Here is a 14,304-nt window from a genome sequence, read left to right as displayed (position 1 = left end):
AACGTAGAGAAAATCGTTCATAAACGAAAAAGCCCGGCATCGAGCCGGGCATTTTCAGTCAGCCGATCAGGATCAGTGACGCTTGTGACCATTGGCCAGGTTGCTGCCGACGCCGCCGCCCAATGCACCACCCAGACCTGCACCGATAGTCGAACCGGTCTTGCCGCCCAGGCTGTTACCGATCACCGAACCACCGGCCGCGCCAACGCCACCGCCGATGGCAGCGCTGGTGCGATGGCCTTTCTTGGCTGCAACAGCACTGCCCGCCGCGCCAGCTACGCCAGCACCGATCGCTGCGCCGGTGCTGCCACCCATGCTCTGGCCCACGACGTTACCCAACGCGCCGCCCAAACCGCCACCAACGGCAGCAGTGCCGTCGCCAGCCATTGCACCTTGAGCAACCAGAAGACCCAGAACCAAAGCAGGCAGAGTGAAACGCATGACAAAAACCTCAAAAAAGGGTGTAAATCGAAAGGGGCGAGATTGAATGCTTTAACGACGAAAAAGTCCAGACAGGCGTGCGCTCAACCTCGTTATTGGCGACGGTTGGACAGCATTTATCGAAAAGGTTTTATGCCAGGCAAAAAAAAGCCCGCTGGGGAACGGGCAGGGTGTTGCTTTCTAACGGATGAGTTGAGCCTACGTAAGGCGTTGTGAAAACTTTGTGAAAGATAATTCGCAGACACAAACAGTTAAACAATCCGCCAGACATAAAAAACCCCGTTCGATGACGGGGTCTGCTGGCGGTTCATCACTTCCTGACCGGTGCCGCTATCCTGGGTAAAAATTTGGCTTTCAACAGTCGGCGCGCCCTGGATTTGATCTTGTCGACCTCGGTCTGATCTTCACCGAAACTCGCAACATAGGCCGTCTGCCCACACTGCACGCAATTGTTGATTGGAAACTCTGCCCCGTCGTCTTCAATGTACGGATCAGCCATCTCTTCACCCCTCTCAAATGCGTGATCGATACCGGCAAGCCGTTTGCCTGAAAAATACCGATCACGAAGCCTTTGAGACTAGCCGGTCATTACTGGACTTGTTATTCAGCTTGCCGGGTGCCCGACGAATGGCCCACGCGTCACCTGAGCTTCACCGCCGTACCGGTGACAAACACCACGACCATTCCCCCCTTCCCGGCCGGCATGGCGATCTCGTAATTGAGCCCCACCACCGCATCCGCTTGAAGCGCCCGGGCCCGCACCTTGATTTCGTCAGTGGCGCGGATTCGTGCTTCCTGCAGCGCACGCTCCAATGTCCGGGAGCGACCACCGAAGAAGTCGCGCATTCCGGCGAAGATCCAGTTGAGCGACCATCAGTGATTGGCGCCTTTGGTGGTTACTACGGTGTCGGCCGCCGGAATGACCCGCGCCTCGCGACGCGGCAAGCGGCCATTGAGCAAGACGTAGGCCGCCAGACCGATCAGCAACCCCCAGAACGCCCCACCGATCCCCAGCAAGGTGATGTTCGCGGCGGACGCCAGAAAAGTGATCAGCGACGCTTCGCGGGATTTGACCTCAGCCATGGTGCTGGCCAGGCTGGCGCCGATAGTGCCAAGCAGGGCCAGCCCGGCCAGCGTCGTAATGAAGGTGGCCGGGAGTGCCATGAACACGGCGGCGAGGGTCACCCCGAAAATCCCGACGAGAATGTAGAACACGCCTGCGGCAACCCCGGCGATCCAGCGCCTGGACGGATCTTCCGAGGCTTCCTTGCCGGTGCAGATGGCCGCGGTGATGGCCGCGACGTTGAAGGCGTGAGAACCGAAGGGCGCCATCAGCAATGAGCCCAACCCTGTGACCGTCAGGATAGGATTGGCGCTGGTGCTGAAGCCATCGTTGCGCAGCACCAGCATGCCCGGCATGTACTGGCCGGTGAGTGTGATCAGAAACAGCGGCAGCGCCACGCTGAGCAACGCATTGATCGAGAACTCAGGCCGGGTGAATACCGGTGCCGCGAATTGCAGCTCCAGCCCGGAAAGATCCACACGCCCCTGCGTCAGGAGAAACGCCAGCCCCAGCAGCAGAATGCCCACCACTGCGTAGCGTGCGGTAAAGCGCTTGAGCACAACGTAAGCGGCAATCAGTAATGCGACCAACGCGGGGTCAATACTCATGCCACCAAACGCGCCGATACCGAACTGCAGCAGGATACCGGCCAGCAGCCCCGCCGCCACGCCCGGCGGAATCAAGCGGATGATTTTTTCGAAACAGCCGGACAAACCCAGCAGTACGAAGGCAGCGGCCGAAATGATGTATGCACCCACAGCCTCGGCGTAGGGCGTGGTGGACAGTGCGACGACCAGAAAGGCCGCAGCGGGTGTCGACCAGGCCGTAATGATCGGCTCACGGCTTGTCCAACTGAGAAACAGCCCGGTAATACCCACGCCAATCGACACCGACCACACCCACGACGCCGTCAGCTCGGGGCTGAGCCCGGCGACCTTGGCGGCCTGAAAGACCAGGATGAACGTGCCGCCATAGTTGACGATGACTGAAATCAGCCCGGCGACAATCGGATGCACAAGGTCGCGTAGACGCAGGGTGGACGAGGATGGTGAAGAAGACATGATGGCTTTGCTCCTTGCGAAACGAAGTGTTCGGCCTCGAGTGAGGATGATTTACGGCAACGCCGTCGGACCTGCGTGGTAGTCGTGTGACCTGGCCATGGCTGAGTCACCGCTGTTCAAAATCGCTCGCAACGTGCGTGCTTGCCCCGCACAAAGGCCGTGGCGAGGGGTGAATTCTACGGATAGACTGGCCTGCCTTTGCAGGCCAATTTATTGAAACAAGGCAGACCGCATGGCGAAAACGTTCGAACTGGAAACGCTGAAAATGCGCCTCAACGACGCTGAGTTTCAGTTGCTGGATCTGCACCAGCGGATTCAGCGCGCGCTGCGTGAGCTGATCCTCGACGGCGCCCTTGACCCTGGTTTGAAGCTGCCCGCGACTCGGGTGTTGGCCAAGTCACTCGGGATTGCCCGCGACACCGTGGAGAACGCCTACGTGCAACTGCACCGGGACGGTTTTATCGTGCGGCGCGAGGGGGCCGGCAGTTATGTCAGCGACACGGTGGGCACTGAATTGCGAGGCGTGACACGTCGCCGCATCAAGGCCCAAGCAGTCAAAAGCAGCCAGGCGGCGCCGGGGGCGGGCTTGAGCCAGCGCGGGCGGATGATCCTCGACAGTGGCGGTGTGAACGATCAGCAGGTGATCAGGGCATTTGCGACCGGCCTGCCGGAAACCCGCACCTTCCCCACCGATGTCTGGGAGCGCCTGCAACGCCGGGTCATGAAGGAGTATCGCGCCAATGTGCTGTTGCATGGCGACCCGCAAGGAGCCGAGCCGTTGCGCAAGGCGATTGCTACCTACTTGAACCTTGAGCGCGGGGCCAAATGCACCCCCGACCAGATCATGGTGTTGAGCAGCACTCGCCAGGCCCTTTTCCTGTGTGCGCAGTTGTTGGTGGATGTCGGCAAACCGATCCTGCTGGAAAACCCGGGTTACTACGGCGCCAGGAAGGCCTTTGAAACCGCCGAGACCAGGGTTCTGCCCATTGATGTCGATGAACGGGGCATACGCACCGACCTGCTGTACGCCGACCGCAGCGGCGCCCATTGCGTCTATGTCACGCCGTCTCATCAATACCCCACCGGCGCGACCCTGCCGCTGGAGCGTCGTCTTGAGTTGATCAACTGGGCGGCGCAGCAGGGCAAATGGGTCATCGAAGATGACTACGACAGCGAGTTTCACTACGACGGACAGCCGACCGCCTGCGTACAAGGCCTGGACAAGTACCAGCGCACGCTCTACATCGGCACCTTCAGCAAGACCCTCTACCCAGGGTTGCGAATGGGCTACATGGTACTGCCCCACGCGTTGATCAAAGCCTTCACCTATGCGCGCAGCATGATGGACGGTCACACACCGCAAATCCTGCAACTGACCCTGGCGCGCTTTATGGAAGACGGCCATTACAACGCCCATATCCGGGCCATGCGCAAGCTGTATGCCGGGCGCCGCACCAGCATGCTCGACGCGATCGGCAAGCATTTGGACGGCATCGTGACCGCCTTGCGCCCTCCCGGCGGACTGCAAATCCCCTGCCTGCTGCGCGATGGCTGGTCTGAGGAAAAAACCATCCGCCAAGCGGCCAGCGCGGGCATACAGCTTTCCGGCCTGAGCCGTTTGTACGCCGGCGAGAAGAAGAAACAAGGCTGGCTATTGGGTTACTCGTCCTTGACCGCTTATGAAATCGAAGCGGCCATGCAGCGCCTGGCCCATGCACTGAAAACCCGCTAGGGCAACGTCTGGCATTGGAATACCTCACATCGACATCGAGGCAACCGGCGCAGTAACGGCGCCCCGGATACGGACAACAAGACAGTCCGCAAGCACAAGCTGCACTTTGTATTCCTCAACACCAAGAGCGGTCTGCCGCATGTCAGCGACTTCGTTGTTCGGGATCGGTTTTTCAAGGCTCACTTGCATGCGGCTGGAGTTCGTTATCGTGGGCCTGGTCAATGCCGGCATACCTATGCCAGTCAGTTGCTGACCACGGGGGTGGCTTCGATTGATTGGATTGCCGAGCAGATGGGACATACCAACGGGAACATGATCCGTCAGCATTATGGAACGTGGATTAATGAGGATGGGCCGGATGTTGTGGGGATGTTGCAATTGGCGCTGAAGCTATAGAAATGAAAAGACCCCGCACCTAAATCAAAGTGTGGGGCCTTTTTTTGCATCAGTGGCGTTATGGGTAACTCACTCGGGCCACTGCTCTGGCTGATCATAGAGCCCGCACACCTCCACCACCGTGGCTTGTAGCGGCTGTTTCGTCACACTATCGACCAATTCGAGTCCACCGTTGAGCTTCATCGCTATAGCCTTCGCCACCACACCGGGAACATCCCAGTTGGCCAGTTCAGTGGTCCCGTTTCCTGCGTCAATCTCTAGCGCTATGTGCACGATCATTGAAGGAACCTCCTTCGATTGCTGATCGATTTAGCATAGGTCACCGGATTGGCGTTGGATTCCTCTCGCTATTCATTCACCGCAGCTGTATCCCGTTCCAATGGCTAAAGTCCAAGGCACCTGGCGGCACCTCCTGCACATCGGCCAGTTCGTATGTTCCATCGGGTCGAGGTACCCACACCCGCTTACTTTCAGTTGCTACAGACGAAGTGTCATTGAGCAACAGCGGTGTCGAATCGATTTGGTCTGGTAATGCCATATGAAGGCCCTCCAAGGGCTGCATTTGAATGAGCAGCCAGCCTAACTTAGTTTTTTCAGGCCATTCGAAAGGGGTTTGCTAGGTGTTCAGTAACCAGCTAGTGGGTAAAAAGCAGGCTTCCGCTTCAAGCGCAAAAACCAGCCTCCGGTCCCAGATTGGTCCCATATCACCCTTTTTCAGACGCCAAAAACCACAAACCCCCGACTTTCTCCAGGAAAGTCAGGGGTTTGTGTTTGCAGAATGTGGCGGTGAAGGAGAGATTCGAACTCTCGATACAGTTTCCTGTATACACACTTTCCAGGCGTGCTCCTTAAGCCACTCGGACACTTCACCGTATCTCTTCAAACATGTTCTGTCTGTCGAGGCGCGCTAATGTAGTCGAAAGCTTTTCTGTTGGCAAACATTTTTTTGAGAATTTTCATGCGTTTAACTCGATCAAGGGTTTTGAACCGATGACGGCAATGGCAAACCGGCCATTCTCCGGCTCCGACCGCCCCTCTATATAGAGGGCAACGCCTGGCTGGCGTAGCGGAGCACGCTTGCCGGGCACGCGAAGCGTGACTGGCGGGTCAGTCACCGCGCTTTACCTGGCCTGTGACGGTGGGTAACGTCTGCCCAACTTTAATAAAAGGAATAGCGTCATGAGTGAGTTGATTTCCTACCATCTCGAAGACGGTATCGCGACCCTGACCTTGAGCAATGGCAAGGTGAATGCCATCTCTCCGGACGTGATTGCTGCGTTTAACGCTGCGCTGGATCAGGCAGTGTCTGATCGTGCGGTGGTGATCATTACCGGTACGCCCGGGATTCTCTCGGGCGGTTACGATCTGAAGGTGATGACGTCCGGCCCCAAGGAAGCGGTCGCGCTGGTGACTGCCGGATCGACACTGGCCCGTCGCCTGTTGTCCCACCCCTTCCCGGTGATCGTGGCGTGCCCCGGCCATGCGGTGGCCAAGGGTGCCTTCCTGCTGTTGTCGGCGGACTACCGCATTGGTACGGACGGCCCGTTCAGTATCGGCCTCAACGAAGTGCAGATCGGCATGACCATGCATCACGCAGGTATCGAGATCGCCCGTGATCGCTTGAGCAAATCGGCATTCCCGCGTTCGGTCATCAACGGTGAGATGTTCAACCCGAAGAGCGCCGTGGATGCCGGCTTCCTCGACGTCGTGGTGTCGGCCGAGGAACTGCAAGGCGCGGCGCTGGCTGCGGCTCGTCAGTTGAAGAAGATCAACATGACGGCGCACAAGAACACCAAACTGAAAGTGCGCAAAGAGTTCTTGGAAGCCCTGGATAACGCGATCATCCTGGATCAGGAACATCTGGGCTAATCCGGGCCGGCAAGAACGAAAAGCCCGACCGTCGTGTCGGGCTTTTTCCTATGCAGTCTGTTGAAAAGCCCACAACTGCTCTAGCACGGGTCTGACTCATCAGTCGGAAACATGCGCTTAAACATCGGCTATCTCCTACCTATATAACGGCAATTGCCGAAAACAGTGCACATCCGTACACTGCGCCACCTTTTGTCCCGATGGGCCTGAAAATGCTGTTCGCTTTACGTATGTCATTGATGGGCCTGCACTTTATTCTGGCGGGTGTGTTGGGTGTGCTACTCGGCCTGAGTCGCCCGTTCAACCCGGACAACAGCCGTTTGTGCGCGCGCCTTTATGCGTGGCCGGCGATGCGTATTTTGCGCCTGCGGGTAAAAGCCGAGGTCGGCCCCTTGATGGACAAACCCGACAGTTGCGTGATCATCGCCAACCACCAGTCCAATTATGATCTGTTCGTGTTTGGCAACGTGGTGCCCCGCCGTACCGTATGCATCGGCAAAAAGAGCCTGAAATGGGTGCCTTTGTTTGGTCAGTTGTTCTGGCTGGCCGGCAATGTGTTGATCGATCGCGGCAATGCGCATAAGGCACGCCAGTCGATGCTGACCACCACCCACACCCTGCAAAACGAAGACACCTCGATTTGGGTCTTCCCGGAAGGCACACGCAATCTGGGCGAGGAGCTGTTGCCGTTCAAGAAAGGCGCCTTCCAAATGGCGATCGCTGCCGGGGTGCCGATCGTGCCGGTGTGTGTCAGCAGTTACGTCAAGCACATGCGATTGAACCGCTGGCGCAGTGGGAAAATTCTGATTCGCTCGCTACCGGCGATTCCTACGGCTGGCTTGAGCCTGGATGACATGCCGATGCTGATTGCCCAGTGCCGTGAGCAGATGCGCGAATGCATCGACTCGATGGACCGGCAACTGCAAGCCGCTTGAAAGAAACCCGCCGCGTGCGGGTTTTCTTTTGCCTGCGAATTTTTGCCTGCGAACTCAGCAGATTTCACTGACTCTCAAGCAGTGGTCAGGGTTAAGCTGAACACTGTCTGCCATGGCCATTTGCCAATAGATTGCTGCCAATTAGAAGTGAACCAACATCATGGGTAGAGTTGTTGCTGCTGCGGTTTACAGCGCCGGTAAGAAAGTCACCAATATCACCCTCGACGAGGGCGCGGCCTGGGCTGAAAAGCCGGGTCACTTCGTCTGGATCGGCCTCGAAGAGCCGAACGAAGAGGAACTGTACAACCTGCAACGCCAGTTCAACCTGCATGAACTGGCGATTGAAGATGCCCTGGAGAAACACAGCCGGCCGAAACTGGAAACCTTCGGCGATGCCCTGTTCATCGTCATCTATTCCCCCATCATGGAGGATGGCAAACTCCAGTTCATCGAGACCCATATCTTTGCCGGCAGGGGCTACATCATCACTGCGCGCAACGGTCACTCGGCGTCCTATGCCCATGTCCGGCAACGGTGTGAGGCGCGTCCGCTGTTGCTGGAGCACGGGGAAGATTTTGTGCTCTATGCCATCCTCGACTTCGTGATTGAAAACTACCAGCCGATGGGCGAAGCCATTCATGCGCAAATCGATGAACTGGAACGCAACGTCATGTGCGGCTCACTGAATGAGCGCGACATCCAGAACCTGCACAGTCTGCGCCGGGACGTCGTGCGGCTGCGCCGTTACGCGGCGCCGATGGTGGAGATTGGCGAGGAACTGCAAAAGCTGAATTTTCCGTTCATCGACAAGAACATGCGCCCGTACTTCCGCGATGTGCAGATTCATGTCACCCGACAGATGGAGGACCTGACGACCCTGGCCGATATTGCCAGCCAGACCATTGAGGTCGGGGTGCTGCTGGAGGCATCGCGCCAGAGTGTGGTGCAGCGCAAGTTCGCAGCATGGGCGGCGATTCTGGCGTTTCCAACGGCGGTGGCGGGGATTTACGGGATGAACTTCCAGAACATGCCGGAGTTGAGCTGGCACTACGGGTATTTCGCGGTGCTGGGGTTTATTTCGGTGGGGTGCGTGGGTTTGTGGGCGAGTTTCAAGAGGTCGGGCTGGCTCTGACAAACAGGGTGGCAAGGGAGCTTGCTCCCTTGCCACAGGTGTGATGCCGCCGTCTTACACAGCCTGGTTTTCTGGCTTGTGCGCCACAAATCGCATCATCCACTCGGCCACCGTGGTGCCATGGTGTTCATGCTCCAGGCTCTGGATCCCTTTCGAGAAAATCTCTTCGCCCAGCGCTTGCTGACGAATTTCCAGCAGCGCCCGCGAATAGTCGTGGATGAACTCAGGGTGGCCCTGGAAGCACAGCACTTGATCGTTGATGTGGTACGCGGCAAACGGGCAGAAATCGCTGGAGGCGATCACCGTGGCGTTTTCCGGCAATGCCGTGACCTGATCCTGGTGACTGATCAACAACGTCAGCTCTTCTTTGAGCGGACTCATCCACGGCGCCTTGGCCGCGAGCTTGTATTGATGGGTGCCGACGCCCCAGCCCTGGGTTGCGCGCTCGCTCTTGCCGCCCAGCAACAGGGCCAGCAACTGATGACCGAAGCACACGCCCAGCAGCTTGTCGCCACGTTCGTAGCGGGTCAGCAGGTAAGTCTTGAGGGTCTGGATCCACGGGTCGGTGCCGAAGGAATCGGCCTTGCTGCCGGTGACCAGGTAAGCATCGAACGTCAGGTCATCACTGGGGTACTCGCCCTGCATCACGTTATAAACAGTGAACTCGGCGGCGATGGGTTGCTGCGAAAACAGGTGCTTGAACATCTGCCCGTAGCCCTGATATTGGTCAACCAATTCCGGACGCAGGATGTCGGTTTCCAGAATGCAGATGCGTAACGACATAAAAAATACCTGACACGTGATGGGAATAATGCACACCCCCAGAGCCTGCCTTGAAACACAGTGGCAAGGCAAGCCCCGGAACGCGTCAATCCCCCCTTAAAATGCCTCCCCCTTGGCGGCTTTCTCCAGCAGCAGTGCCGGTGGAGCGAAGCGCTCGCCATATTGTCCGGCCAGGTACTGGGCACGGGCGACGAAGTCCTTGACTCCGTATTGGTTGATGAACTGCAGCGCACCGCCGGTCCATGCCGCGAAACCGATGCCGAAGATCGAGCCGACGTTGGCATCCGCCGTCGACGTCAGCACCCCCTCCTCCATGCAGCGCACGGTTTCAATGGCCTGTACGAACAGCAGCCGATCGCGCACATCCTTCGGTGAAATCTGCCCGTCGGCCTTTTCAAAACGGGTTTTCAGCTCTGGCCACAGGTACTTCTGGCCACCGACGGGATACTCGTAGAAGCCCCCCCCGGCCGCCTTGCCTGGGCGCTTGTACTCGTTGAGCAGCAGGTCAATCACGGCGAAGGCCGGGTGCTCGACCAGCGGTTTTCCTTCGGCTTGCAAGTCTTTGGCGGTTTGCTGGCGGATATGGCTCATCAGGCTGAGGGAAACCTCGTCAGAAATTGCCAGAGGTCCGATGGGCATACCGGCCTTGCGCGCTTCGGTCTCGATCAGCGGCGCGCTGACCCCTTCACCGAGCATGGCAATGCCTTCATTGGTGAACGTGCCGAACACCCGCGACGTGAAGAAGCCACGACTGTCGTTGACCACAATCGGCGTTTTCTTGATTTGCAGGACGAAATCAAACCCGCGAGCCAGGGTTTCATCGCTGGTGTTGGCCCCCTTGATGATTTCCACCAGCGCCATTTTGTCCACGGGACTGAAGAAATGCAGGCCGATGAACTTGCTCTGGTCCGGCACCGCCGTGGCCAGGCCGCTGATCGGCAGGGTCGACGTGTTGGAAGCGATCACCGCGTCCGGGCCGACGACCTTTTGCGCAGCCAGGGAGACTTTGGCCTTCAGTTCGCGGTCTTCGAACACCGCTTCGATGATCAGGTCGCAACCGGCCAGATCGGCATCGTCTTCAGTGGTCTGAATGCGCGCCAGAATGCTTTCGCGCTGCTCGGCGCTCATTTGCCCGCGTGCGACTTTCTTGTCCAGCAGCGCCGCCGAATGCGCCTTGCCCTTCTCTGCTGCCGCGAGGTTGATGTCCTTGAGCACCACGTTGATGCCCGCAGAGGCGCTGACAAAGGCAATGCCCGCGCCCATCATCCCGGCACCGAGCACACCGACTTTTTGCGTGACGTATGGGGCGAAGCCCTGGGGCCGCGAGCCACCGGCGTTGATTTCATTGAGCTGGAACCAGAAAGTGCCGATCAGGTTCTTTGAGACCTGGCCGGTGGTCAGCTCGGTGAAGTAACGGGTTTCGATCAGGTGCGCAGTATCGAAATCCACTTGGGCGCCTTCCACTGCGGCACAGAGAATTTTCTCCGGCGCCGGCAGGCAGCCCTGGGTTTTACTGCGCAGGATCGACGGCGCGATGGCCAGCATCTGCGCGACTTTCGGATTCGACGGCGTGCCACCGGGAATCTGATAACCCTTCACATCCCAGCGTTGTACCGCCGTCGGGTTGGCGACAATCCAGGCCCGCGCCTTGGCCATCATCTCTTCGTGATCGGTTGCCAATTCGTCGATCAGACCGACCTGCAATGCCTGCTGCGGCCGTATTTTCTTGCCTTCGAGCAGATACGGCAGGGCTTTTTCCAGGCCAAGCATGCGCACCATGCGCACCACCCCGCCGCCGCCCGGCAGCAAGCCCAAGGTCACTTCCGGCAGGCCGAGTTGTACCGACGGATGATCGAGCGCCACGCGATGATGGCAGGCCAGGCAGATTTCCCAGCCGCCGCCCAAGGCAGCGCCGTTGATCGCGGCCACCACCGGTTTGCCGAAGGTTTCCAGGGTGCGCAGTTGGCCCTTGAGGGTCAGCACCCTGTCGTAAAAGGCCTTGGCCTCAGGCTTGCCGACCTTGATCAGTTCATTGAGATCGCCGCCGGCAAAGAAGGTTTTCTTGGCCGAGGTAATGATCACTCCGGCGATGGCGTCCTTGTCGGCCACCAGGCGGGCGACGCAGTCAGCCATGGCTTCACGGTACACCGCGTTCATGGTGTTGGCGCTCTGGCCCGGCATGTCGATGGTCAGGACGACGATCTGGTCCTGGCCTTTTTCGTAACGTATGGCTTGGGTCATGTCACTTGTCCTTGAATTCGGGGCTCAGAGGCGTTCGATGATGGTGGCGATGCCCATGCCGCCGCCGACACACAGGGTTGCGAGGCCATAGCGCAGGCGCCGGTTTTCCAGCTCATCGAGCAAGGTGCCGAGAATCGCGCAACCGGTGGCGCCCAACGGATGGCCCATGGCGATGGAACCGCCGTTGACGTTGACTTTGTCCGGGTCGACGACCATGTCCTTGATGAACTTCAACACCACTGAGGCAAACGCTTCGTTGACCTCGAACAGATCGATGTCCTCCACCCGCAGCCCCGCCTTGGCCAGTGCCTTGCGGGTGGCAGGCGCCGGGCCGGTGAGCATGATGGTCGGGTCGGTGCTGGTGACCGCCGTGGCGACGATTCGCGCCCGTGGCTGCAAGCCCAGCGCCCGGCCCTTGGCCTCCGAGCCGATCAGCATCAACGCCGCGCCATCGACGATCCCGGAACTGTTGCCGGGGGTGTGCACGTGATTGATCCGCTCCACATGGCTGTAGACCCGCAGCGCGGTGGCGTCGAAACCCATCTGCCCCATCATCTCGAAACTTGGCTTGAGCTTGCCCAGGCCTTCCAGGGTCGAGTCGGCGCGAATGAACTCATCGTGATCGAGCAGGATGATGCCGTTCTGGTCCTGCACCGGCACCAGCGATTTGTTGAACGAACCATCGGCCCTCGCCCGTGCGGCTTTTTGCTGGGAATGCAGTGCATAGGCATCGACGTCCTGACGGCTGAAGCCTTCCAGTGTCGCGATCAGATCGGCGCCCACGCCTTGCGGGGTGAAGTGGCTGTGCAGATTGGTCTGCGGGTCCAGCGCCCACGCTCCACCGTCGCTGCCCATGGGCACGCGTGACATGGACTCGACGCCACCGACCACCACCAGGTCTTCGAAACCGGAACGTATTTTCATGGCCCCGAGGTTCACCGCCTCCAGCCCGGATGCACAGAAACGGTTGATCTGCACCCCGGCCACGCTGACGTCCCAATCAGCCACCTGAGCGGCGGTCTTGGCGATATCGGCGCCTTGATCGCCGACGGGTGTCACGCAGCCCAGTACCACGTCATCGACCTGACTGGTATCGAGGGCGGTCCGCTGTTGCAGCGCCGTGAACAACCCGGCCACCAGGTTCACCGGTTTGACACTGTGCAAGGCGCCATCGGCCTTGCCTTTGCCACGGGGCGTGCGTATCGCGTCGAAAATCAATGCTTGGGTCATGACGTCCTCGAACCGGGTGGTGATCTTTGAAGAGGCTTCCACCTTATTCCGAGCCACCGGGGATTCAATGACCGCAGCGCTCACCGGCGTTGACGGACGCGCTCAGACGGACGGTAGTCCGCTACAGAATCCGCGGCGTGCGGACACGCAGGTGTCTAGCAAAAGGCCGCCCAAGAAGCTGGCAATAGGCCTCATGCTTTTTTAATCGTATTTAGTGAGATCTCCATACGAAATGGATCTAAGTCAAGCGTGACGCGGGCTCTAAGGTGAGGTTATACGAAGTTGTCGTCGGGTTTTGCCGAGGCGCTCGTACTACAGGAAGTGAATTGCCCTGCCGTCATGGAGATATGCAGGCAGGCATCAGGAAATAACAAAAAAGGCGGTCAAGCCATGTTCAAACAATCGAAAGTTCGTCAAGCCGGGCTCATTCTCTTCGCGACCACACTTTTGTTGATTTTGCCGAACCTGACCAAGGTGATCGGCTAGTCATTCATAAAAATACGGTACCCGTGTTTTAGATCGCCACATTAAAAATGTGACTGGCTCGCTACCCGGGCCAGCGTGGCTGTGCCAACCTTTGCAGCACTTGCACGACATGGACGGCGATCCTTTGAAAGCGCTCACTTTATTCGGGGCCTTGCTGCTCAGCACGCCTCTGTATGCCGCACAGCTGAACCTGCAGCTGGGCGCGAACAACCGCACCTGGCAGACCGAGGAGTTGCTCAATCATCCTCAGGCCCAGACCATCACCGTTACCAATGACGTTTCCTACAAGCGTGATATGAGCTATCGCGCCGTGCCTCTGTCAGTGCTGTTGACCGGCATCAAACCGGACGACCACCTGCAAGCCGTGGCCCTGGACGGTTTTGCCGCCGAGATGGCCGCTACGCCGCTGCTCAATACCCAAGGCGCGCGTGCCTGGCTGGCGATCGAGGATCCGGCCAGACCCTGGCCGCCACTGTCCGAAGGCAAGCCCGGCGCCGGGCCGTTCTATCTGGTCTGGACCAACCCGCAGGCAGGCAATATCAGCCCGGAGCAATGGCCATTCGAGGTTGCCAGCATCAAGCGCATGGCACCGGTGGCCGAACGCTTCCCTGCCCTGCTGCCCGATCCTGCGTTAAAGGCGGACGATCCGGTCAACAAGGGCTTTGCGCTGTTTCAGAAAAACTGCCTGGCCTGTCACCGCCTCAATGGTGCCGGGGATGCGCAATTCGGGCCGGATCTGAATATTCCCTACAACCCGACCGAGTACTTCGGCACGGACTTCCTCAAGCGCTATATCCGTGATCCGCAGAGTTTGCGGCAGTGGCCGCAAGCGAAGATGCCCGGATTTTCGACCGAGGTGTTGCCGGATGAGGATCTGGGAATGCTGGTGGGGTATTTGAAGCATATGGCGGGGCGCAAGGTGAAGCCCTGACATG

The 14,304-nt window shown here is 58.8% G+C and carries 12 protein-coding genes, 1 tRNA gene and 2 pseudogenes; 6 read left to right on the top strand and 9 right to left on the bottom strand.

Features of this window, described 5'->3' with window-relative positions:
- Positions 1–72: 72 nt before the first annotated feature.
- From ACX3YF_RS16385 to ACX3YF_RS16370, 4 genes and pseudogenes are all read right to left on the bottom strand, one after another.
- Positions 73–441: a bacteriocin gene (locus ACX3YF_RS16385; protein ID WP_288095973.1), complete on the bottom strand. Its 369-nt coding sequence runs from the start codon at positions 439–441 to the stop codon at positions 73–75.
- Positions 442–751: 310 nt separating this feature from the next.
- Complete coding sequence (locus tag ACX3YF_RS16380) at positions 752–940, bottom strand: hypothetical protein (protein ID WP_130203654.1); 189 nt, start codon at positions 938–940, stop codon at positions 752–754.
- Between the two features lie 140 nt (positions 941–1,080).
- Positions 1,081–1,299, bottom strand: a pseudogene (locus ACX3YF_RS16375) (YbjQ family protein); the annotation flags it as partial.
- Positions 1,300–1,314: 15 nt separating this feature from the next.
- A complete protein-coding gene (locus ACX3YF_RS16370) occupies positions 1,315–2,565 on the bottom strand; it encodes a benzoate/H(+) symporter BenE family transporter (protein WP_288095976.1) in 1,251 nt (416 codons plus the stop codon).
- A gap of 232 nt (positions 2,566–2,797) precedes the next feature.
- Between ACX3YF_RS16370 and pdxR the strand changes: the two genes are divergently transcribed.
- Both pdxR and ACX3YF_RS16360 read left to right on the top strand, forming a co-directional pair.
- A complete protein-coding gene (gene pdxR, locus ACX3YF_RS16365) occupies positions 2,798–4,297 on the top strand; it encodes a MocR-like pyridoxine biosynthesis transcription factor PdxR (RefSeq protein WP_458973921.1) in 1,500 nt (499 codons plus the stop codon).
- 66 nt (positions 4,298–4,363) lie between these two features.
- Positions 4,364–4,693, top strand: a pseudogene (locus ACX3YF_RS16360) (site-specific integrase); the annotation flags it as partial.
- A 69-nt stretch (positions 4,694–4,762) separates the two neighbouring features.
- On the opposite strand, the gene ACX3YF_RS16355 reads toward ACX3YF_RS16360, so the two are convergent.
- Both ACX3YF_RS16355 and ACX3YF_RS16350 read right to left on the bottom strand, forming a co-directional pair.
- Positions 4,763–4,972: a hypothetical protein gene (locus tag ACX3YF_RS16355; protein ID WP_130203657.1), complete on the bottom strand. Its 210-nt coding sequence runs from the start codon at positions 4,970–4,972 to the stop codon at positions 4,763–4,765.
- A gap of 502 nt (positions 4,973–5,474) precedes the next feature.
- A tRNA-Ser gene (locus tag ACX3YF_RS16350) sits at positions 5,475–5,564 on the bottom strand.
- A 308-nt stretch (positions 5,565–5,872) separates the two neighbouring features.
- On the opposite strand from ACX3YF_RS16350, the gene ACX3YF_RS16345 reads away from it, so the two are divergent.
- The 3 genes from ACX3YF_RS16345 (at position 5,873) to ACX3YF_RS16335 (ending at position 8,629) form a co-directional block, all read left to right on the top strand.
- Entirely contained in the window at positions 5,873–6,562 is a 690-nt protein-coding gene (locus ACX3YF_RS16345) for a crotonase/enoyl-CoA hydratase family protein (protein ID WP_090463920.1), read from the top strand.
- Between the two features lie 212 nt (positions 6,563–6,774).
- On the top strand, positions 6,775–7,497 hold the full coding sequence (locus ACX3YF_RS16340) for a lysophospholipid acyltransferase family protein (protein ID WP_458944532.1): 723 nt from the start codon (positions 6,775–6,777) through the stop codon (positions 7,495–7,497).
- 160 nt (positions 7,498–7,657) lie between these two features.
- Positions 7,658–8,629: a magnesium and cobalt transport protein CorA gene (locus tag ACX3YF_RS16335; protein WP_448647267.1), complete on the top strand. Its 972-nt coding sequence runs from the start codon at positions 7,658–7,660 to the stop codon at positions 8,627–8,629.
- 54 nt (positions 8,630–8,683) lie between these two features.
- Here ACX3YF_RS16335 and ACX3YF_RS16330 read toward each other — a convergent pair whose 3' ends face one another.
- The 3 genes from ACX3YF_RS16330 to ACX3YF_RS16320 form a co-directional block, all read right to left on the bottom strand.
- Positions 8,684–9,412: an amidotransferase gene (locus tag ACX3YF_RS16330; protein WP_090463923.1), complete on the bottom strand. Its 729-nt coding sequence runs from the start codon at positions 9,410–9,412 to the stop codon at positions 8,684–8,686.
- A gap of 96 nt (positions 9,413–9,508) precedes the next feature.
- A complete protein-coding gene (locus ACX3YF_RS16325; protein WP_196586456.1) occupies positions 9,509–11,653 on the bottom strand; it encodes a 3-hydroxyacyl-CoA dehydrogenase NAD-binding domain-containing protein in 2,145 nt (714 codons plus the stop codon).
- A gap of 24 nt (positions 11,654–11,677) precedes the next feature.
- Positions 11,678–12,883 (bottom strand): acetyl-CoA C-acetyltransferase, encoded by a 1,206-nt coding sequence (locus tag ACX3YF_RS16320; RefSeq protein WP_458973920.1) that lies wholly within the window; start codon positions 12,881–12,883, stop codon positions 11,678–11,680.
- Positions 12,884–13,478: 595 nt separating this feature from the next.
- Here ACX3YF_RS16320 and ACX3YF_RS16315 point away from each other — a divergent pair.
- Entirely contained in the window at positions 13,479–14,300 is an 822-nt protein-coding gene (locus ACX3YF_RS16315) for a c-type cytochrome (RefSeq protein ID WP_458974843.1), read from the top strand.
- Positions 14,301–14,304: the final 4 nt, after the last annotated feature.

The sequence above is a fragment of the Pseudomonas fluorescens group sp. PF-69 genome (assembly GCF_054481235.1).
Note: the sequence above shows the minus strand (reverse complement) of the source record. Positions and strands in the feature narration are given on the sequence as shown.